Below are 20,549 nucleotides of genomic sequence, written 5' to 3' on the forward strand. Positions count from 1 at the left end.
ACCCGCCAATATTAGCCAAAGCCCTTAGGGTTTAACCTGGGTTAGGTACGCGCAGCGTACCCAATCCTCTTTCATCTTTCATCTTTCATCTTTCATCTTTCATCTTTCATCTTTCATCTTTCATCTTTCATCTTTCATCTTTCCCCCTAAAACCTCTTCCACGCGTTTTAAATCGTCCTCGGTATCGACACCGGCTTCCGGAGTTTTAGCGACGGTGTTAACGAGAATCGACTCGCCGTGCCACAGTATTCGAAGCTGCTCCAATGACTCGACCGCCTCAAGCGGTGAAGCTTCCCAGCCGCAATAACGCCGCAAGAAATCGACGCGGTACGCATACATGCCGATATGACGCAAATAATCGATTTTTCCTGAAAAGGCTCCGCCCTGCCGACTGAAATGATCGCGATCCCACGGAATCGGCGCACGACTGAAATAAAGCGCATAATCGTTCTTATTCAGCACCGTTTTGACGGAGTTGGGATTAAAGATTTCATCCGGATCGGTAATGCGTGCCGCAAGCGTTGCGATACCTGCACGATGTTGGCCTGCCAAAGCCTCCGCGACATCCCGGATATAATCAGGCGGAATCAGCGGTTCGTCGCCTTGCAGATTGACGATAATCGTATCATCGCTCCATCCGCATAACTCGGCGACTTCCGCAATACGCTCGGTCCCGCTTTGATGATCGTGGCGAGTCATCACGGCTTGAATACCGAGTTCCAACACTTTATCGAAAATCCTCGCATCGTCGGTTGCCACGACGATTTCTTCGGCATCGGCTTCCCTTGCCCGTTCGCAGACATGCGCGATCATCGGTTTTCCGGCGATAGCCAGCAACGGCTTGCCCGGCAGCCGAGTCGATCCGTAGCGTGCCGGAATCACGACTTTGAACGGAATACTCATTTACGCAGGGCTTCGGCTTCTTCTTGACTCAATTCGCGGGCTTCGTCTTCAAGCATGACCGGTATGCCGTCCCGTATCGGGAACGCCAAGCGATCGGCAATAGAAATCAATTCCTGCTTTTCTTTGTCGTAAATCAGCGGCCCCTTACTGACCGGACTGACCAGAATTTCAAGTAATTTTGTATCCATCATATTTTTCTCTCAATAAGGTTAAAAATCGATTCGTAAAGGCCGGCTCCAGTTGGGCCGTCACCGGTACATACCAATGCGTATCGCGCGCGAAACCAAAGCATTTGACCGCGTCTTTTTCGGTCATCAATACCGGACACTCCCCGAATTCAATATCGTCGGCGCGATACGAATAATGATCCGGGAATTTATGATTGATGCAATGCAGGCCGGCGGCGGTCAACTTGTTGAAAAACCGGTCGGGATTGCCGATTCCGGCCACCGCATGACAACTCAAACCGATAAAGTCTTGCAATGGCTTGGTCGAACCGGTCGCCAGATTGACAGCCATATCGCCGTTGAGTGTCATCGAAAAACGTTCGTCTTCGGTTTTTGTTCCATTCTCGATGATAAAGTCGACTTCAAACAGTCGTTCGACCGGTTCTCTCAAAGGCCCGGCCGGTAGACAATAACCATTACCGAACTGTCTTTCGCCGTCGACGACAGCAATTTCGATATCGCGCGCCAATTTGTAATGCTGCAAACCGTCGTCCGATAAAATGACATCGCAGCCATCTTGCTCCAACAATAAATGTCCTGCTTCAAAACGATTTGCGCAGACCGCGACAGGGCAATCGGAGTGCTTGGATAATAACAAAGGCTCATCGCCCACTACTGCAGCATTGCCCGAAGGATCGACTTTAACCGGAGCGTCACGGACCTCACCCCCATATCCGCGGCTAATGACGCCAGGTTTATAACCGTTCCGCTTCAAAAGCCTAGCTAACGCAATAATTAACGGCGTTTTCCCAGTACCGCCGACGCTGATATTTCCGACGATGATGACCGGAACCGGCAGACGCCGATTTTTGACCCAACCTGCGCGATAAAAAAAACGCCTGAGCTCGACGACTCCTCTAAAAACCCAACTAAGCGGTAATAAAACCTTAGCGGGAAATCGGCCTTGATACCAAACGGTATCGAGCGATATACTTCGTGCGGTCATGTTTTCGGCTTTTATGGCAATGCTATTTTGTTCGGTAGCAAGGCGCGAAAACAGCCGCATAGCAAGCTATGTAACTGTTTTCGCAACGTAGCTACCGGACAAAAGAGCGCGTTAGAAAACCGAAAATGTGGCTGCTCTAAGGAACGAGCATGAAATAACTTAGACAACTGTTGGAAGGGGATTCGGTGGCTCGATTGACAGGTGTCGGCGGCAGGGATAGCTGCCGTCAAGCCTACATGGACGTATTCACGGCGTCCTGTCAAGCGAGTTACCGAGCCGCCGCAAAGCCTACTACTTATAGAAGTTATTTTGTGCATATTCCTAAGTATAAGTCGTTCATTTATCCGCCATTAGGTTTTATTGCCGCAAAGGTAATATGTTTAAAACCGATTTGCCCGGCAATATCCAAAGCCATTACGACCGATTTATGCGGCGTTTTACCGTCCGCATTGATGACGAAAGGGATCGATCGCGACGAACCGGCCAATTTGAGCAGCTCTTGTTTGAGCGTTTCTTTTTCTTGATTAACCAATTGACGAGGCAAACCGTCTTCGCCGGTCAAATAATAGACGCCGTCCGAATCGATGCTCAACTCGATCTGCCTCAGTTTTCTTTCGGGTTCGCTGCCTTCGGCTTCAGGTAAATCTATGTTCAATACGGTTTCCCGATTGAAGGTTGTCGTCACCATGAAGAAAATCAATAATAAAAAGACGACATCGATCATCGGCGTAATGCTGATTTCGAGCTTTTCTCTTTTTTTACGATGAAAATCCATCAGGCTTCCTCACGCTCTCCGTGCAACACATCGATCAAGCGTAACGCTTCCTCTTCCATATTCAAGACATATTCATCGACCAAGCGCTCGAAATAGCGGTGAAAAATCAGGCTCGGAATCGCAACGCTCAAGCCGGCAGCGGTCGTAATCAATGCCTCGGAAATACCTCCGGCCAATATCGTAGGATCGCCGACGCCATGCATCATGATAGCCGTAAATACCTTGATCATCCCGACCACGGTTCCCAAAAGACCCAACAACGGCGTGATCGAGGCAATCGTACCCAAAGTATTCAGAAATTTCTCCAAATCATGAACGATTTGCCGTCCCACCTCTTCGATGCTAGTGCGCATGATGTCCCGGCCGTGGCGGCTATTGGCAAGCCCTGCGGCTAAAACCGCGCCCAACGGCGAACTCATTTTAAGGCTGCGCAACGCCGAAGCATCGAGCTTGCCCTCGCGGGACAATTTCCAGATCTGAGGAACGAGATCGGGCGGCAATATTTTATTTTTGCGTAGCGTCCAAAACCGCTCGCCAATGATCGCCATCGCACCGATGGAGCATAAAATAATCGGCAGCATTAACCAGCCGCCGCTTTTAATCAAATCGAACACTATTTTTACCTATGTTTATAAAACTTAAGACAAAAAATATACCGCTTCAGATAAATCAGCCGGAATGACGCTTTCGATAACCCGGCTTCCCACTTAAGGCGGGACAAAAGCACTAAGGATTAACCGTTCGCCCTGAGCCTGTCGAAGGGTGGATGGTTAATCCGCCTATGGTCGACAGGCTCACCACGAACGGATTAACCTTAAACTGTCCCGCGTTAAGTGAGTAGCCTAACTAATTTAAACGAATCCCGCTTGCTTGGCGTTATCACGGCCCACCCAAACATAGGCAATCAATAACGCCAAACAGCAACAAACCGCTGCAATGCTATACACGAACCGGGCGCCTTGCGAATCCCAAAAATAACCGCTGTACAGGCTACCAAGCACGCCGCCTAGGCCGAAGCTGACGCTGCTATAAAGCGCCTGCCCCTTGCCTTGGTGTCGATGGCCGAAATAATAATCGACCAGATGAATCGCCGTCACATGCGTTGCTCCGAAAGTCGCGGCATGAAGCACTTGCGCGAATACCAGTAAAGCAAGATTATCCGCACACCAACCAATTAACAGCCAACGAACGATACTCAATAAGATACTGACCAATAAAATATGTCTTAGCGAGTACTTTACCAATACCCTACGCATCAATACAAACAACACGATTTCGGCAAAAACTCCCAACGACCACAACATACCGGTCGTCGTTCCCGAATAATCGTGCTGATTCAAAAAAATCGAATAAAACACATAATAGGGGCCATGCGCGACTTGCAAAAGCATATAAACGAAAAAAAACGCCCAGACTTCAGGCTTTTTTAAAATTCCTCCGATGGCGATACCGTCAATGCCTTGCTGGGATGCATAAGCTTCGGGCGTCAATAACGCCATAAGCCAAATCGATCCCAAAAGCCCGGTAATAATTTCCGGCATGAAGGCCAAACCTTGCCAGTCGAGCAAGCCGCCGATACCGGTAACGGTAACGATAAAACCGATCGACCCCCATAGCCGAATTTGGCTGTAGCGTTGCGGTTCTTGCTTTAAATGAAACAAAGTTGCCGCTTCGAATTGCGGCAGCGCGGCATTCCAGAAAAAACTAAACGCCACCGTCAATAAGGCAAATGCGAAATAACCTTCAACGAACAAAAAACCGCTGAATAAAATAGCCGCAAAAAAACATGCTATGCGGATAATCCGTAAACTTCGCCCGCTTCGATCGGCAATCCAGCCCCAAATATTCGGCGCTATGATTTTCGTACCGACCAATAATGCCGAAAGCTCGCCGATTTCAATCGCATTGAAATCTACGCTTTCCAAATACAGGCTCCAGTAGGGTAAAAAACCTCCTAGCGTAGCAAAATAACAAAAGTAGAATCCCGACAGTCGCCAATAAGGTACGGACATACCGCGACTTATCTCAGAGTCGGCAAGCCGGAATCGACCTCGAAATTTTGGGCACGATGCCGTAAGAGATGGTCCATTAGCACGAGTGCGGTCATCGCTTCGGCGATCGGCGTCGCGCGGATGCCGACGCAGGGGTCGTGACGGCCTTGTGTGACTACATCAATCGGCTCGCCCCTGACATTGATGCTTCTGCCGGACAATCTCAAGCTCGAAGTCGGCTTCAACGCGATGCTGGCCCGAATGTTTTGCCCGGTGCTGATGCCGCCTAGAACCCCTCCGGCATGATTGCTCAAGAAACCTTCCGGCGTGATTTCATCGCGAAAGGCGGTACCCTTAGTATCGATACAGGCGAAACCGTCACCGATTTCGACACCCTTAACCGCGTTGATGCTCATCAAGGCATAAGCCAGCTCGGCATCGAGCCGGTCGAAAATCGGCTCGCCTAAACCGGGCGGCACATTCGACGCGATCACTTCGATTCTGGCGCCGATCGATTCGCCTTCCTTACGCAAAGCATCCATGTATTGCTCCATCTCCGCGACTTTATCGACATCAGGACAGAAAAAAGGATTCGTTTCGACGACGGACCATTCGAATTTTTCGATCTTAATCGGGCCTAATTGCGACAGAAACCCGCGAATTTCAATATCGGCCGATGCCTTTAAATACTTTTTCGCGATTGCCCCGGCAGCCACGCGCATCGCCGTCTCGCGGGCCGATGAACGCCCGCCGCCGCGATAATCGCGAAAACCGTATTTATGCTGATAGCTGTAATCGGCATGGCCGGGCCTGAAGCTTTCGGCGATTTTCGAATAATCTTTCGAGCGCTGATCGGTATTTTCGATCAGCAAACCGATCGGCGTACCGGTGGTCTTGCCTTCGAAAACCCCGGATAGAATCCTGACCTGATCGGCTTCGCGGCGCTGCGTGGTGTGTCTCGAGGTACCCGGCTTGCGTCGGTCGAGATCGATTTGAATATCGTCTTCCGACAACGCCATGCCGGGAGGGCAACCATCGACGATACAACCTAATGCGGGTCCGTGACTTTCGCCGAACGAAGTCACGGTGAACAACTTACCTATCGTATTTCCGGACATATTAATTTAATGCGTCTATGAATAAAGGATGAAATTGATCGACTTGTTCGGCGGTCAACAAAAATACGCCGTCGCCTCCTCGCTGAAAGTCCAACCAATAAAAAGGGATTTCGGGAAACCGGTTTTGCAGCGTTTCGGCGCTGCTGCCGACTTCGACGATCAAAACGCCGTGTTTCGACAAATAATCTTTGGCGTTCGCCAAAATTTGCAGCACGATATCGAGACCCGACTCGCCGCCCTTGAAGCCCATCGCCGGTTCGGCATGATATTCGGGAGGCAGATTTTGCCATTCTTCGACGGCCACGTAGGGAGGGTTACTGACAATGATGTCGTAACGTTCGTGAGGCAATTGCGAAAACAAATCGGATTGAAACAGCGTGACTTGCTCGACCCTATCATGTTTTTCGACATTGATCGCGGCCACGGCCAACGCATCTTCGGACAAGTCGACCGCATCGACTGGAACGTCAGGAAAAGCATAGGCGCAGGCGATCGCGATGCAGCCGCTGCCGGTACACAAATCCAGAATTCGGTTGACCGAATCGGGATCGACCCAAGGGTTGAATTGATCCTCGATCAGCTCGGCGATCGGCGAGCGCGGTATCAATACGCGCTCATCGACAAAAAACGATAAACCGGCAAAAATCGCTTCATGGGTCAAATAGGCCGATGGCTTACGTTCATTGACCCGCCTCTCGAACATCGCAAGAATCGACTCGCGCTCCGACATCGTCAAGGTACTGTCTAAATAAACAGGCGATAGATCGTAGGGCTGATGCAAGGTATGCAAAACGATAGCCGCGGCTTCATCGATCGCCGACACGGTGCCGTGCCCGAAAAACACGCCGGCATCACGAAACCGACTGGCGCCGTAACGAATATAATCGCGAATGGTCGTTAATGTGGCGGATATATCGGAAAAATTGTCTGACATGGTAAATAACGGAAATCTCGACTCAACGGGCAATTTTAAACTAAACTCTTTTGGCTTGCCCGAATATTAAACAGAACATGAGCACATCACCGGATACTACCGCCATTGCTTCGAGCCTTGCCAAAAATCAACTGTACCTCGACTGTTATAAGTCGATGCAGAAGGATAAACTGCAACTACCGACGATACCCGATGTCGCCTTCAAAATTCGACGAGCGATCAACGACCAGACGGCCAACAATGCCAAAATCGCTAGAGTCGTTCAGATCGACCCGGCGATTACCGCCCGTTTGATCAGAATTGCGAACAGCCCGCTTTATCGAGGCAGAAGAAAAATTGAAAGCTGCCCGGAAGCTCTGACCCGCATCGGATTAAAAGCGGCTCAGGACATTATCACCTCATTCGCGATGAAAGCAGTCTTTCAAGCCAAAACGCCGGTGATTCGCAAAAAAATGACCGATCTCTGGGCGCACAGCAGCTATGTTGCCGCTATCAGCGCGGTATTAGCCCACAAAATCCCCGGTTTCGACCCTGACAAGGCGATGCTGGCCGGCCTCATCCACGACATCGGCGTCGTCCCGATATTGACGCATGCCGACAAACGCCCGGAAATTATCGACAATCCGAAAGACCTGGTCGAAACGGTACGAAAACTGCGCGTCGATATCGGCCTGCAAATTCTGCGTAAATGGGATTTTCCGCAAGACTTCGAAGATGTCATTATCAACGCCGAGAACTGGTATCGCGACAATGACGGCCCACCGGATTACGCCGACATAGTGATGATCTCGCAACTTCATAGTTTCATCGGCAAGATCGACATCAAAAAAATGCCCAAAATAGATCAACTACCCGCTTTTAGAAAACTGGCTTCGGGAGGACTAACGATCGATGCCAGCATCGGAATCTTGGACATGGCCAAGGAAGAAATCGAACAAATCCGGCTGATGCTGCATTGATGCTCCGAATTAATAGCGCTTCATCAACATCAACAACGTTAACGAAGCAAACAGCGCTCCGCAATAGAAGGTAAATTCGGCGCCGTAACGGTCCCACAGCCAACCGGCCAACACGCTGGCCAACAGCATGAAGACACCGCTGACAAAATTAAAAAAACCGTAGGCCGTGCCTTTCCAGTGAGCCGGTGTGGTGTCGGCGACCATCGCGGCCAAAATGCCTTGACTGAAACCCATGTGCAAACCCCACAAGGCCAAACCCGCAAACAACATCGGCAAGGTCTCGGCTGTTGCCAGAATCAAATCGGCCAGAACCAGAAACGCCATCCCCAAGGCCAGCAAGCCTCTTTTCTCGACCCGGTCGGACCAAAGCCCTGCAGGATAAGCCGACAAGGCATAAGCCAAACTCATCAACACCATCGCCAACGGTATCCAGGTCACCGCCAAGCCGATTTGCGCGGCGCGCAGCACCAAAAAAGCCTCGCTGAACCGAGCCATCGTAAACAAGGCCCCCAATGCGACAACCCAGCGATAGCGCCCGGAAAATTCCTTCAATATCTTGAAACTCAACGGCGAGCGCGCCGGTTTGTGACTTGACCGTGCCTTCGGCTCTTCGATTCCGGCAACAATCAACAGCACGGCGAACAAAGCCGGAACGACCGCAACCCACAACACCAGCTCGATATCGCCCTGATAAAGAAACAATAACAACACCGCCAGCAACGGCCCTAAAAAAGCGCCGACCGTATCCATCGATTGTCTCAAGCCGAAGCACGCGCCGCGAATTTCCGGCGGAGACACATCGGCGATCAAGGCATCACGCGGCGCGCCGCGTATGCCCTTGCCTATCCTATCGAGAAAACGCGCGGTAAACACCGTTTCGACGTTACCGGCCATCGGAAACAAAGGCTTCGACAAGGCCGCCATGCCGTAGCCGATAAAAATGAGGAATTTACGCTTGCCGAAAAAATCGCTGATCGTTCCGGAAAATACTCTGACCATCAAGGCCGCCGCCTCGGCCACACCTTCGATCAAACCGACCGTCAATGCCGAGGCGCCGAGCGTCGTGACTAAAAAAATCGGTAACAGACTATGTATCAATTCCGACGATAAATCCATAAACAAGCTGACGAATCCAAGCGTCCAGATTGTTTTGGGTATGGGTATTCTATCGACCTTCATCACGCCCCTCCCGTAGAACGCATGGCTCATTTTCTCGTTATGCGGATTGAAGACTATTTCGGGTTCCCACGATCCTGAGGCCGCGAAAGTATTCCAAATCCAAGCGGTTCCCAGGATGCTCCGCGTTCGATCGGCCGTCAAGACCCCATGAACGGGTTCACGGCGGCCCTAAACAGCGTAGCCCGAATGGAGCGTAACGTAATCCGGGAAGTTCGGAGTCACGCCAATCCCGTATTCCGCTACGCTGCATACGGGCTACATGTTTTAATAGCAACTTGGGGAAAAGCGGATGTGGGTTGGCCGTTTTTAGCTTAATGCGTATGTGTTGTAGCCCCTTCATGCTTCGACAGGGCTCTCCTGAGCGCAGCCGAAGGGCTCAGCACGAACGGACTCCAACATATGCCAATTGCTCTTATTAGGTTGAACGATTATCTCAATAAGAAGGGTATAGTGCCAGGGCAAACGCATTAAAATAAATGCCATATCAATATGTTATGACTATTCAACCTAAGCTTGCAGAATATTTTATTTGTTAGTTTTTTATTTTGTGGCAATAAAGGCTGCCGCTATGAAATTACTGAAAATACTACGCATTATAACCATTTGATTTTATATATAGTTTTAATGCGTTTACCCTGGGTATAGTGCCTGATCTATTGCGCTACCGTAACAAACGACAACTTATCGATACCGGAGCGTTGCGCGCTGGCCATCACCTTGGCAACCGACTCGAACAACGCGGCCCGATCGGCTTGCAGCTGAATGCTGATTTCCGGATCACGTTCTTGCAAGGCTTTCAGTTCGCCTTCCAAATTCGGTAGCGGGATGGTTTTGTCGTCCAGTTGCGCTTCGCCGCCGGCGGTGACTGCCAATATGGCGACATGTTTATCAGGCGTTGGTTCGGTCTGTTCGGTTTTGGGTAGTTTGACTTTGACGACTTGGGTTAATAACGGTGCGGTGACGATGAACACCACCAGCAGCACCAGCATCACATCCACCAATGGCGTGACATTGATTTCACTCATTTCTCCGCCTTCTTCTTCGCTGGGCAATTGCATGGCCATGACTTAGACCTCCTGAGTTTGGCGTTGGGATTGGGTGGCAACTAAATCGGTTTCGATACAACTGCGCATGAAGTCGGTGGCGATATGTTCCAAACCGGCCAGCAGTTGGCGGTTCCGGCGCAGAAAAAAGTTGTAGCCAATCACTGCCGGAATGGCCACGGCTATTCCCAAAGCAGTAGCGATCAAGGCTTCGCCGATCGGCCCTGCGACGACCTCAAGACTGGCCGAACCTTGAGTTCCGATGTCTTTTAAGGCGTGCATGATGCCCCACACCGTACCGAACAGACCGATAAACGGCGAAGTGCTGCCGATGCTGGCCAGCCAGCCCAGTCCTGAGTCCAGCAAGGCCTTTTCCTTTTGCAACTGCTGTCTCAAAGTACGTTCGATTAGCTCATGCCAGGCGGCATGGTCGGTTTTCTGATAGCTGGGTTGGCTCTGAGCCCGTACGTAGGTTTGATGGCCGACCGTCAATACCCTCCCGGCTTGAATAGCCAACGGCTTGCTCTGTTGCTTCGCCAGGGAAGAAACCGATTTCAGCGACACATCGCCTGTCAGGCTTTTAATCAATTGTCGATTGCGGTAGCGATGCCAGGCGATTTCTCCGGCTTTCAGCAAGATCACGCTCCAAGTCAGCAATGAAAAAAAGCCCAGCGTGTATAGCGTGCCGTCAACGATGGCGGTTTCGGAAAAGTTCATAATTTTCTCCTGAATAGTTTTTAGTTTTTGTAAATAATTATTTCTTGCATTTCCTTGTCATCCTGCCGAATCATCATGATCCGGTCGTAACTATTCAGTACCCGGCAATTATCGTTCCCACGGGGGAGCGTGGGAACGATAAGGGGTTCTGAATAATTACATCCGGTAAGGCCAACATCCGTGTAATCCGGGCAAGGTAGGCCACCCGTCATTACAGGGAGGCTATTTCAAATGAAATACGATAGGTATTTTGACCCAACTGGCCTCGGCTATTTCTCCGCGTTTAGCCGGTACAAACCGCCATTCCTTGACGGCATCCATCGCCGATTCGTCGAGTACGTCATGGCCGCTGGAACGTTGAATAGTCACCCGTTGCGTATGGCCATCGGCACCGACATGAACGCGCAGCACGACGGTACCTTCCCACCCCCGGCGCCGGGCAAACGTAGGATAAACCGGCTTGGGGTTATTCAGATAAGCGGCATTACTGTCGGCAGGGACAAAGATGTCATTCCTTGGCGCGGCCATGGCGTCGTGTTGTTGGGTTTGAAGTGCCGCGGCGGCGGGCGGCGCACTTTCCTGTTCTTCTTTTTGGACATCAACTTGTTTCACTGCCGTTTCAGCGGGGCGTAATTTGGGTTTAGGCTTAACCTTCGGCTTCTCAGGCTTGGGCTTGATAACTTTCTTCGGGGGGTCCGGCTTGGGCTGCGCCAAGTCTTGATTCGCAACAGGTGCCGGCGGCGCCGATAATTCCATCGAGATCATCGGCAACGGCGCTGCGGCGGAAAACGGCACAGGCGCGGGTTTAGTGACATACCAAAACAACAGGAATCCGTGCAGCAGCGTTACGACTAGCGTAGCCAGCGCCACAGCGATAGGCCGGCAGCGGGAGGTTGCCGGGATTTGTATGAGCTTGGGTGAAAAATCGTCCCGGCCATTCATTGCGGAATCCGCCAAAAAGCTATGCCGGCTTCCTCGCTCTAACCTATACCAATTGAATAGTTTTCCGCTCATCGCCGTCCAACCCTTTTTTCCGATATCCGTGGCGCTCGCGATAACGAATCCTGATGACTGGCCAGGCTTTGCAATGAGATTGCAAAGCTCTCCTGCTTTGCTTTATCTTTCGCCATTTGCTGCTCAAGCTGCTGCATTCGCGTTTGCAAAGATTCCAGCATTTCCAAAGTCTGCTGAAACTGCTCATGCAGAAACTCAAAATGAACTTGAAAATAGCGCACCGACGGAAAAGAAGTGTCTGTGCATTGAACAGGTTCGGTTTTGGATTGTTCTATTTCGGATTGGCTATGCATGAAACTGGCTCCTCATAGTTGTTTATAAATTCAGTCAGACGACAGAGCGGCATGAGTACGGGGAACGACCGGCGATCTGCGACGATCCAAAATGGTATAACAGACCGGCGTCAGAATCAGGCTGGCCAACATACCGACCAGTAAGCCCGCGGACAGCGACAAGGTCATCGGAATCAGAAATTGCGCCTGCGCACTGGTTTCCAGCAGCGTCGGTAAAAAGCCGGCAAAAGTGGTCAAAAATGCCAATAAAATAGGGCGAAAGCGTGAGGCGCACGCTTCAATGATTAGCGCTTCCACAGGCGGGTCTCGGTCGTCGCCGGATTGGCGTATGCAATACAGCAATACCAAGCTGTCATTAATCACGATCCCGCTGGCGGCGATCATGCCGACCAAGGATTCCATCGATAACGACAAACCGACGCCCCAATGCGCCAGCACCGCACCGCACCAAGCCACAGGGGCGGCCAACAAAAAAATGATAGGTTTGCTATAGGAACGAAACGGCACTGCGATCAGCGCATAAATCACCAACAGCGCAATCAGTGTGTTTTTGCTAAAAGCAGCCAGCAACGCTTTTTGTTCCTGACGCTGTTGACCGGTTTGGATATTCAATCCGGGAAATTGATTTTCCAAGGTTTGAAAGACATCCTTTTCGAGCAGGACATAGAGTTCATTGGCATCGGTCAGCGTCGGATCGACGCGTGCTTGTACCTTCAATACGCGCTGCCGGTCTTCCCGATGGATCCGAGAGTAACCTTGAATCAACTCGACTTCTGCTAAATTGGTCAACGGTGCACTCGTTTCGTTCGGCAAGCGGATCGGCTGGGCTTTCAATTGATCCAACGATCGCCGTTCATGCAACGGATAACGCACCATCACTTTCACTTCCTTACGTCCGCGTATGAATCGATAGACCTCTGCGCCGTAATAGCCTTGGCGGACTTGTTCGGCCAATTGTTCCAAACTCAATCCCAGCCGTTCCGCATCCGGTTTCAGCGTCAAATGAATTTCCGGTTTGCCGGGTTCGGCCGAGTCGATGACATCGTATACGCCCGGAAAAGCCTTGAGTTGCTGTTTGAGTTGTTCGACAGCCGGGGCCAAGATATTCGGCTGATCGGAACCGAGCATCAACTCGATGTCATAAGGCTCGTCACCTTCCTTAAAAATAAAGTCCACTTTACCTCGGCCGATGTCGCCGATCCGTTGCCGCCAATCCCGGATAAAGTTTTCAACCTTGATTCGTTGCCGGCCTTCCGAAGAGAGCTCCAGCCAGATACCGGCGCCATGCTCCCAAATAATCGTTTCAATGCCGACGATAACGCTCCGTTCATACATCTGCGTTACGTTATCCCTGTTGTTTGCATCCCGGCCGGCCTCAGCAACGCCATCCAGTTCATCGCGCAATGCAAACAAAGCATTTTCAACGCGGGTAGCCAGCGCTTGGGCTTCGCTGTAGGGCGCGCTTTGCGGTAATTGTATCGATACCCAGAAACTGTCCTTGGTCACATCGGGATTGATCGATTGCCGGACGCGATCGCTTGCGACCAGGCCGGAACATAAGATCAACAAGGCTGCGAATAAGGCTACCGTCAAATAGCGCCAACTCAAGGCAATTTTCAATAACGGCCGGTAAACCCGGTCGACGAAACGGTCCATGCCTTGATTAAGCTTGGTACGTAACTTCTGCAAACGGGTCGGATTGGCGTTCGATTCGACAGCGGCAACCAAATGCGAGGGTAATATCAATAATGCCTCGATCAGGGAAAAGACCAAGGTCAAAATCATGATCAGGCAAATAGGCCGCATCATCTGTCCGGCCCAGCCCGGAAGATATAAGCCGGGCAGAAAAGCCGCCAGCACAATCAAGACCGATAACGTGACGGGCAAAGCAACGGCCTTTACGCCATTGACCGCAGCTTGTAGGGGCGTCTCACGCCCCTCCATTTGCCGGCTATGAACGCTTTCACCGATGATAATGGCGTCGTCCACCAGGACGCCCATTGCCAGCAAAAAACCGAACAGAGATAGCATATTCAAGGAAATATCCAGCATCGGCATCAGCCAAAAGGCGCCGAGTATCGAAGTAAAAATACCCGCACCTGCCCATAAGGCTACGCGCAATCGTAAGAACAGCGTCAATACCGAACAAACCAATAAAAATCCGATTAGGCCGTTTTCCAACAACGCTCCAATCCGCTCGTCATAGGCTTGCGAATCGTCCCACCAAGTAATCAAACGCAAGCCTTCCGGTAAATTAGCGCGCATGGCTTCAATCGTCGATTTCACCTGCCGCGCCACCGCGACGCTATCCTGTTCGGTGTGGATTTCCCAGCCTTGAGCCGTTTGACCGTTATGCCGCCAAGTGTATAAGCGCTCTTCCAAACCGTCCTTGATCGTAGCGATTTGATCCAACCGCAAACGGTTGCCGTCGGGTAAAGTTTTAATGATCAAACTGCCGACCGCGTCGGCATCTTTTGCGCGACTGTCGACGCGTAACAACAATTCGCCGTCCGGGTTTTTGACCAAGCCGCCCGGCAGTTCGACCGATGCTTGACGAATGGCCCCGGCAACGTCATCCAAAGTCAGCCGATATTTGCGCAGTTGCTCCGGCGCGACCTCAACGCTGATTTCGTAGCCGATTTCGCCGTAATTGCGCACGCGGCTGACGCCGGGAATGGTAGCCAGTTGCTGTTGAATCCGGTCGCCGAATCGTTGCAGGCTGAACGCATCGGTTTCGCCATGCAGGGCCACCCAAATCACGCCGTCATCGTCTTTGCGGTCGGACGGCAAGACGTCGATGTTCTCCAGTTGCTTCGGCAGTCGCCGAATCGACTGAATTCGGCTACGCAACAGCGCCATCATTTGTTCACGGTCGCGGTTCGGCAGTATCTCAACCCCTATGGTACAAGTATCGCCGCGGATTTCGCCGTGCAGATGTTTGATGCCCGATAAATCGTGCACCGCCTCTTCAATCGGGATACAGACGGACTGTTCGACTTCCGCCGGACCCGCGCCGGGAAAAATAGCCGTCACCTCGATCTGATGCGGACTGAAGCGAGGAAACACCTCTTTGTCGACATCGATCATGCCGAATGCGCCTCCGGCGAGAATCACCAGCATCAACAGATTGGCGGCAACCGGGTTATCGGCAAACCAGGCGAGTAAACCGTCAAGTTTTACTTGATCCATCGGCCGACTCATGGATTTTCAACCGCTTGCGTATTCGTAATCACAACTTGCATCCCCGCGACCGGCATCGGCATTTCGGAAATCACCACACTTTCGCCCGCGTGGAGACCGGCCCTGACGATCACCCTATCGGTTTCATGACGCAATACTTCAATCTTGCGAAATTCCAGGCGCCGTTCTCCATTGACCACTTTCACCTGCTGCAAAGAATTGAGTGCCGCAGGCGGCAGCGTAAACACTTTTTCCCGTGTGACGCCTTCGATTTCGGCCTGTACGAACAAGCCGCTCAACAAAGGCGCACGCCCCGGACCCTCCCATTCCGGCCGGTCGACTTGCGCCACCAAAAACAATTGACCGCTGCTGCCGTCCAGTGCCGCTTCGCTTCGAACAATGCGGCCTTGCCAGTGCTGCAGTCGACCGCCCACTTCGGCGCGTAGCGTCACGTTAGGCCAACGGTGCTTGCTGCGATTATTCCGCGGCAAATCCAAAAACGCCAGTTGATCGATCCCGATAGGCAAGCGAATTTCGGCAACATCATTGGCATAAATACGGGCAACCGCACTACCGGCCGACAGATACTGTCCGCGGCCGGCTTGTTTGCTCAACACGCGTCCGGAAAAAGGCGCCCTGAGCTCACAGCGGCTCCGGTTCAGCTTGGCCTTGGCCAGATCGGCTTCGGCAGCCGATAATTTTGCTTCGGCTTCGGCCAATTGAGGTTTGCGCAACGCAAGATCGCTCGCCTCGCCTTGCCCGAGTGCCAGCCATTCGCTTTGGGCCTGCTCGGCTAATGCCTTTTCGTTGATCAGTACCCGTTTCGCCTCGGCGATGTTAGCTTGGGCGGCCACGATGGCGAAATCGTAATCGCGCGGATCGATCATCACTAATAAATCGCCCGCTTCGAAATAACCGCCGGATACCAACGCAGGATGCAACTCTACTATTTTACCGCTCACTTCGGCGATTAAATCGATTTCCTCGCGCGGCGTTACAACGCCTTGCGACATCACATTGAGCCTAACGGTTTGCGGTTTAACCCGGACGATTTCCACCATGGGCCGCGTGGATTTATCGGCCTGCGGCAACATGCCGGGACGTAATTCGATCATTGCCCAGGCCGCACCCACGGCACCCAGTAACACCGCTATCGGTAATAGTGCTTTCATCAAGTATTTTTGTTCGTTCAAACGGCACCGCCTAATGCCAAGTACAGAGTGATTCGGTTGTTGAGTAATTGTCTTTGCACTTGTAGATGCGCGCTTTGCGCATTGAGCGTACTACGATAGCTATCGAGCAAGGTCAGAATTTCAATCAGCCCCTGCTGATAGGAATACACGGCCAGTTTCCGGCTGGCTTCGGTTTGGTCGACCGCTTCCCGTAAGGCCTTTTCTTGCGCACGCAGCCGGGATTCGGCAGCCAGCGCTTGCTCTACCTCGCGAAAGGCATTGAGTGCCACGCTTTGGTATTGATTGAAAACATCGCTGACCCGGGCTTCATTCAGGCGAATCTCGCCTTGTAGGCGACCGCCAGTGAACAACGGTTGAACCAGTCCGATCGCCACGTTCCAAGCCACCGCACGCGGGTCGACCAATTCGGTTAGCGCCGGACTGCCGGTGCCGCCGGCAGCGGTTAACGTAATTCGCGGCAGCAGCGCTTTCTCGACGCTTTCCAGTCGAGAGTCGGCAGCGCGTAAACGTTTGAAAGCAGCCATCACATCGGGGCGGCGCGCCAACAGTTCGGAGGGAAGGCCCGCCGTTAAAGCCATCGGCGGTTGCGGCAAGGCTCGATGCCGCATGAGTATACTGTCATCCGGATAGCGGGCCAGCAGCGCTTGCAACTGGCGCCCAAGACGCTGCACATCGTTACGGGCTTGCGCCAGTTGCGCTTCGGCATTGGCTACATCGGTCAATACCAGCCTTAGATCGAGGCCGCGGCTTAAGCCTTTATTGAAGCGGCCGCGTATCAGGCCGGCGATGATGCTTCTATCCTTGACCGACTGTTCCGCAACCTGCGTTTGTAATTGCGCTTCGAGCCATTCGAAATAAACCTGAGCGATTCGTGCCGCTAACGATAACTGTGCCGCCCGAAAATCGTCGGCGGCGGCCAAGGCCTCTTCCTCGGCCGCCTGTTGCCCTGCTTTGATTCGGCCCCAAACGTCCAATTCCCAGTTGAAATTGAATAGAGCGCTAAACGCTCCGAATACCGAAGCGCCGATGTTGCTATCGTTCTTGCTTCTTTGGTAACCGGGCGAAAAAAATAATTCAGGCAAACGCTCCGAGCCGGCAATGACGGCTTGTTCACGAGCTGCATCGATACGAGCTACGGCGGCTTTCAGATCAAAGTTGTTAACAAGGCCTTCGTGTACCATGGCAGTCAATAGCGGGTCGTTAAACGTCTCCACCCAGGAAGCGACTAACGGCTCGACAATGGCGTCGGCTTCACGCCATTGTTCGGCAACCGGAAAATCCAATGCCTGAGCATCGCGTTCTTGAGCTGTAGTGCAACCCGCCAACGCTACACAGATGGTTAGCGATAACTGGGCAAGCAGCCGCGAAGACACTTTCATTGTTTTGCGGCAGGACCTTGCGGAACAACTAACGTTCGCTTTTCTCGGCGAGTACATGAATAAATATGGCACCGACATTAACGACGCTTCTTCAACCAAATCACGACACCGGTAACCGATAGCATGACAATAATCAACCCCAACGCACAAACAAATATCCGGTATGGCAAACCGAAAATATTGGCCATATGCAGAGCCATCAACCAGGATGTCACCGTGTTACCATTATATTGTCCGCTAGCCAACAACAGCATTTTTTGTTCCCCGGTGGAGGCGTCAATCACGACTCGGGTTTGGCCGGCATGATCTTGAATATCGGTGCTACTGCGCACGCAATACACATAAAATCCTTTGGCCGAATTGAACCATATCGCAACCGGCGCCTCGATTTCGAACCCATGTTCGGTAGCGGCTCGGCTCATGGCTTGATGACTTAATAGATATGCTTGACGTAAATCGATTGTAGGATGTGTTAAAGGTTCCGGTAAATCTCCGATGTCGGTCCAGGGTTGGTGATAATCGCTGACCGATTGCATGACCTTTTGATAGACAGTATCGCTCAAATTCATGTACACACTCGACCAGGCAAACACCAATAACGCCAGCCATACCCACAGTCCGCCGGCGCGATGTAAATCGTAATTGATTCGAAAAGAAGACCCCCGCCACTTGATCGTCCAGGATCGCCGCCAACGCTGACAAAACGACGCGCTGGTCGATGTATTGTTTTGTGCGACAAACAGCTTGGCAGGCAGAGTCAAATAAAAGCCGACAAAACAATCGACCGTCCAAATCAAGGCAGTAATACCTAAAATCCACTTACCCCATTCACCCAACGCCAGATTGAAATGTAGCTTGTAGATAAAAGGCATTAGATTAATCATCCCCTCGGTAATACTGCCCCACTGACGTCTGCCCAACTCTTCGCCTGTATATGGATCGACTATCAATTGATCGAAATCCAGTTCGAATAATTTTCCGGTTTGTGCGTTAAGTCGAGGCGACACCGATATTTGTGCGGCTTCAGGACTCATCCACAATGATTGCACATCGGCTTTTGGGGCTGCGTGCAAGGCAGCATGCTCGATCAGTACTAAAGGCTCGAGCGGGCTACGACCGTTCGCTTCAACATACAATTGCGGATTGATAGTGCTATCTAGCTCCTTGTAAAAAGCCAAAAAACTCCCGGTTAAACCGACTATAACCAAAAAAACGGTCATCGCCAAACCTGAATATCGATGAACGAGTACCCCAAAAGGGCGGATTTTCATAAAAACTCCAAAGTCTTCTCAGTCAATAAGGTTTAGACATATTTATAAGAAGACGATTAAGTCTTAAAAATACCCGACTACCGCGAAGAATTTGAAAAACTGCCGACAATTGGCTAAGCAATTGGCAGTCGCCAAAACATACCGTTAATTGACGTAACACGCTGCACACGTAGCCCGTATGCAGCGCAGCGGAATACGGGAACGGCGCGACTTTATTTTTCGCGACGAAGGCGTCGCTCCCACTGGCGGCGGCGCATGCGACGATTAAACTTGCATGCAAACTAGCCGACTATAACCACCCAATCGGTCAGATAAGTTATCTTAATATCCATCGTTTTTTGCAAAACATCTAACATATCGCGGGAATCCTTGATTCTAAGGCGGCCATTGATTCTTAAATTGCGTAACCTTTCGTCTCTGAAATAGACCACTCCGAACCGGTATCGATTGATCTGATCGATAACGGTTTCCAACGTCTCATTTTCATATACCAAGACGCCGTTAATCCAAGACGTAGTCAACTTGGAATCCAGTTTTTTCAATTGGCCCATGGTTGTCTCGTAAACGGTCACGGACTCCTGATTGTTTAGTACCAGTGGTTTTTTCCCATACCTGCTTTCAGAAACTTCAACTCGCCCGGAAAGCACCTTGATTTCATCGCTATCGCTTTTACGATGGACGAAGAAACGCGTGCCCAACACACGAGTCGTCGAGCGGTCCGCTTTTACAAGAAAGGGGCGGCTGCGGTCGGGTTTTACATCGAAATAGACTTCGCCTTTCAGCAATTCTACCAAGCGTTGCCCGGCTTCCATTTTTACTGCCACCGCACTGTCAGTGTTGAGCATCACGGTCGTACCGTCTTCCAGTTGAACTGTTTTAAGCTCGCCCTGCCTTGCCGAGTAATCCGCATTCAACAGGACATGAAGCTGCCCCGAAAGCGAAACGGCAAGGACGAAACAGGCGGCTAAAGCCAAAGGGATTGCGGTTTTAATGCGGCGTTTTTTTTTGGGCTTCGGGGCAATGCCGTGTTTGTTCGCGCTGTCGGTAAGGCTTTGTAAAAAGGCTTCATCGCCCCACATGACGCAGATTTCATAGAACGCTGTGCGGTGTTCGGCGGCTTGCTCCAACCACTGAATAAATGACGCTCTTTCTTGCCGGCTGACGTTATCGGCACGCAATCGAACAAACCATGTTACGGCTTGTTCATCTATGCTGTCGTTATTATTGGGTCCCACAATAGTTCACCCGATCTTTAATATAGTATTGATATTTTAATAACTACTCAGCGGTAACTAATCAGTCCCCCAACAATTATCGTTCCCACGCTCCGCGTGGGAACGATAGGGGATGTGAATAATTACACTCAGCGAATGCCGCCGACCGAATTATCGTTATTCAAGGGAGAATAAACCGTAACAATCCGAGGC

19 protein-coding genes are annotated in these 20,549 nt (G+C 51.4%); 1 reads left to right on the forward strand and 18 read right to left on the reverse strand.

What is annotated here, in order from left to right:
- Window positions 1–120: 120 nt before the first annotated feature.
- The 8 genes from kdsB to prmB all read right to left on the reverse strand — a co-directional run bounded on the left by kdsB (window position 121) and on the right by prmB (window position 6,894).
- Complete coding sequence (gene kdsB / locus EQU24_RS11785; protein WP_017839311.1) at window positions 121–903, reverse strand: 3-deoxy-manno-octulosonate cytidylyltransferase; 783 nt, start codon at window positions 901–903, stop codon at window positions 121–123.
- Window positions 900–1,091 carry a Trm112 family protein gene (locus EQU24_RS11790; RefSeq protein ID WP_017839310.1) on the reverse strand — a complete coding sequence of 64 codons (192 nt, stop codon included), beginning with the start codon at window positions 1,089–1,091 and terminating at the stop codon, window positions 900–902. Before EQU24_RS11790 ends, kdsB begins: the two co-directional genes overlap by 4 nt.
- Window positions 1,072–2,076 carry a tetraacyldisaccharide 4'-kinase gene (gene lpxK, locus EQU24_RS11795; RefSeq protein WP_040575454.1) on the reverse strand — a complete coding sequence of 335 codons (1,005 nt, stop codon included), beginning with the start codon at window positions 2,074–2,076 and terminating at the stop codon, window positions 1,072–1,074. The genes EQU24_RS11790 and lpxK overlap by 20 nt, the downstream gene beginning before the upstream one ends.
- A 340-nt stretch (window positions 2,077–2,416) precedes the next feature.
- Window positions 2,417–2,851 carry an ExbD/TolR family protein gene (locus EQU24_RS11800; protein WP_014148037.1) on the reverse strand — a complete coding sequence of 145 codons (435 nt, stop codon included), beginning with the start codon at window positions 2,849–2,851 and terminating at the stop codon, window positions 2,417–2,419.
- The gene (locus EQU24_RS11805; protein WP_017839308.1) at window positions 2,851–3,465 is read right to left on the reverse strand and encodes a MotA/TolQ/ExbB proton channel family protein; all 615 of its coding nucleotides are present in this window, start codon (window positions 3,463–3,465) and stop codon (window positions 2,851–2,853) included. The genes EQU24_RS11800 and EQU24_RS11805 overlap by 1 nt, the downstream gene beginning before the upstream one ends.
- A gap of 237 nt (window positions 3,466–3,702) precedes the next feature.
- The gene (locus EQU24_RS11810) at window positions 3,703–4,863 is read right to left on the reverse strand and encodes an MFS transporter (protein ID WP_040575275.1); all 1,161 of its coding nucleotides are present in this window, start codon (window positions 4,861–4,863) and stop codon (window positions 3,703–3,705) included.
- An 8-nt stretch (window positions 4,864–4,871) separates the two neighbouring features.
- On the reverse strand, window positions 4,872–5,960 hold the full coding sequence (gene aroC / locus EQU24_RS11815; RefSeq protein ID WP_017839306.1) for a chorismate synthase: 1,089 nt from the start codon (window positions 5,958–5,960) through the stop codon (window positions 4,872–4,874).
- 1 nt (window position 5,961) lies between these two features.
- Window positions 5,962–6,894 carry a 50S ribosomal protein L3 N(5)-glutamine methyltransferase gene (gene prmB / locus EQU24_RS11820; protein ID WP_017839305.1) on the reverse strand — a complete coding sequence of 311 codons (933 nt, stop codon included), beginning with the start codon at window positions 6,892–6,894 and terminating at the stop codon, window positions 5,962–5,964.
- A 77-nt stretch (window positions 6,895–6,971) separates the two neighbouring features.
- Between prmB and EQU24_RS11825 the strand changes: the two genes are divergently transcribed.
- Window positions 6,972–7,853, forward strand: a complete 882-nt coding sequence (locus EQU24_RS11825; RefSeq protein ID WP_017839304.1) for an HDOD domain-containing protein — start codon at window positions 6,972–6,974, stop codon at window positions 7,851–7,853.
- Window positions 7,854–7,862: 9 nt separating this feature from the next.
- Here EQU24_RS11825 and EQU24_RS11830 read toward each other — a convergent pair whose 3' ends face one another.
- The 10 genes from EQU24_RS11830 to EQU24_RS11875 all read right to left on the reverse strand — a co-directional run bounded on the left by EQU24_RS11830 (window position 7,863) and on the right by EQU24_RS11875 (window position 20,357).
- The gene (locus EQU24_RS11830; RefSeq protein ID WP_017839303.1) at window positions 7,863–9,032 is read right to left on the reverse strand and encodes an MFS transporter; all 1,170 of its coding nucleotides are present in this window, start codon (window positions 9,030–9,032) and stop codon (window positions 7,863–7,865) included.
- Between the two features lie 653 nt (window positions 9,033–9,685).
- Window positions 9,686–10,096 (reverse strand): ExbD/TolR family protein, encoded by a 411-nt coding sequence (locus EQU24_RS11835; RefSeq protein WP_017839302.1) that lies wholly within the window; start codon window positions 10,094–10,096, stop codon window positions 9,686–9,688.
- A gap of 3 nt (window positions 10,097–10,099) precedes the next feature.
- Complete coding sequence (locus EQU24_RS11840) at window positions 10,100–10,792, reverse strand: MotA/TolQ/ExbB proton channel family protein (protein WP_017839301.1); 693 nt, start codon at window positions 10,790–10,792, stop codon at window positions 10,100–10,102.
- A 222-nt stretch (window positions 10,793–11,014) separates the two neighbouring features.
- On the reverse strand, window positions 11,015–11,806 hold the full coding sequence (locus EQU24_RS11845) for an energy transducer TonB (RefSeq protein ID WP_017839300.1): 792 nt from the start codon (window positions 11,804–11,806) through the stop codon (window positions 11,015–11,017).
- Window positions 11,803–12,099 (reverse strand): hypothetical protein, encoded by a 297-nt coding sequence (locus tag EQU24_RS11850; RefSeq protein ID WP_017839299.1) that lies wholly within the window; start codon window positions 12,097–12,099, stop codon window positions 11,803–11,805. The genes EQU24_RS11845 and EQU24_RS11850 overlap by 4 nt, the downstream gene beginning before the upstream one ends.
- A gap of 30 nt (window positions 12,100–12,129) precedes the next feature.
- Window positions 12,130–15,288, reverse strand: a complete 3,159-nt coding sequence (locus tag EQU24_RS11855; RefSeq protein ID WP_412768460.1) for an efflux RND transporter permease subunit — start codon at window positions 15,286–15,288, stop codon at window positions 12,130–12,132.
- Window positions 15,289–15,296: 8 nt separating this feature from the next.
- Entirely contained in the window at window positions 15,297–16,451 is a 1,155-nt protein-coding gene (locus tag EQU24_RS11860; protein WP_138767163.1) for an efflux RND transporter periplasmic adaptor subunit, read from the reverse strand.
- 17 nt (window positions 16,452–16,468) lie between these two features.
- Window positions 16,469–17,851 carry an efflux transporter outer membrane subunit gene (locus EQU24_RS11865; protein WP_017839296.1) on the reverse strand — a complete coding sequence of 461 codons (1,383 nt, stop codon included), beginning with the start codon at window positions 17,849–17,851 and terminating at the stop codon, window positions 16,469–16,471.
- A gap of 77 nt (window positions 17,852–17,928) precedes the next feature.
- Window positions 17,929–19,122 (reverse strand): PepSY-associated TM helix domain-containing protein, encoded by a 1,194-nt coding sequence (locus tag EQU24_RS11870; RefSeq protein WP_017839295.1) that lies wholly within the window; start codon window positions 19,120–19,122, stop codon window positions 17,929–17,931.
- A gap of 281 nt (window positions 19,123–19,403) precedes the next feature.
- Window positions 19,404–20,357 carry a FecR family protein gene (locus tag EQU24_RS11875; RefSeq protein WP_017839293.1) on the reverse strand — a complete coding sequence of 318 codons (954 nt, stop codon included), beginning with the start codon at window positions 20,355–20,357 and terminating at the stop codon, window positions 19,404–19,406.
- Window positions 20,358–20,549: the final 192 nt, after the last annotated feature.

It is taken from the genome of Methylotuvimicrobium buryatense (assembly GCF_005931095.1).
Classification (GTDB): domain Bacteria; phylum Pseudomonadota; class Gammaproteobacteria; order Methylococcales; family Methylomonadaceae; genus Methylotuvimicrobium; species Methylotuvimicrobium buryatense.

Bases quoted from the DNA above. Each gene is read 5' to 3' on its own strand.
- kdsB (WP_017839311.1), bottom strand. From the start codon at position 903: ATGAGTATTCCGTTCAAAGTCGTGATTCCGGCACGCTACGGATCGACT.
- EQU24_RS11790 (WP_017839310.1), bottom strand. From the start codon at position 1,091: ATGGATACAAAATTACTTGAAATTCTGGTCAGTCCGGTCAGTAAGGGG.
- lpxK (WP_040575454.1), bottom strand. From the start codon at position 2,076: ATGACCGCACGAAGTATATCGCTCGATACCGTTTGGTATCAAGGCCGA.
- EQU24_RS11800 (WP_014148037.1), bottom strand. From the start codon at position 2,851: ATGGATTTTCATCGTAAAAAAAGAGAAAAGCTCGAAATCAGCATTACG.
- EQU24_RS11810 (WP_040575275.1), bottom strand. From the start codon at position 4,863: ATGTCCGTACCTTATTGGCGACTGTCGGGATTCTACTTTTGTTATTTT.
- aroC (WP_017839306.1), bottom strand. From the start codon at position 5,960: ATGTCCGGAAATACGATAGGTAAGTTGTTCACCGTGACTTCGTTCGGC.
- prmB (WP_017839305.1), bottom strand. From the start codon at position 6,894: ATGTCAGACAATTTTTCCGATATATCCGCCACATTAACGACCATTCGC.
- EQU24_RS11825 (WP_017839304.1), top strand. From the start codon at position 6,972: ATGAGCACATCACCGGATACTACCGCCATTGCTTCGAGCCTTGCCAAA.
- EQU24_RS11830 (WP_017839303.1), bottom strand. From the start codon at position 9,032: ATGAAGGTCGATAGAATACCCATACCCAAAACAATCTGGACGCTTGGA.
- EQU24_RS11835 (WP_017839302.1), bottom strand. From the start codon at position 10,096: ATGGCCATGCAATTGCCCAGCGAAGAAGAAGGCGGAGAAATGAGTGAA.
- EQU24_RS11840 (WP_017839301.1), bottom strand. From the start codon at position 10,792: ATGAACTTTTCCGAAACCGCCATCGTTGACGGCACGCTATACACGCTG.
- EQU24_RS11845 (WP_017839300.1), bottom strand. From the start codon at position 11,806: ATGAGCGGAAAACTATTCAATTGGTATAGGTTAGAGCGAGGAAGCCGG.
- EQU24_RS11850 (WP_017839299.1), bottom strand. From the start codon at position 12,099: ATGCATAGCCAATCCGAAATAGAACAATCCAAAACCGAACCTGTTCAA.
- EQU24_RS11855 (WP_412768460.1), bottom strand. From the start codon at position 15,288: ATGGATCAAGTAAAACTTGACGGTTTACTCGCCTGGTTTGCCGATAAC.
- EQU24_RS11860 (WP_138767163.1), bottom strand. From the start codon at position 16,451: ATGAAAGCACTATTACCGATAGCGGTGTTACTGGGTGCCGTGGGTGCG.
- EQU24_RS11865 (WP_017839296.1), bottom strand. From the start codon at position 17,851: ATGAAAGTGTCTTCGCGGCTGCTTGCCCAGTTATCGCTAACCATCTGT.
- EQU24_RS11870 (WP_017839295.1), bottom strand. From the start codon at position 19,122: ATGAAAATCCGCCCTTTTGGGGTACTCGTTCATCGATATTCAGGTTTG.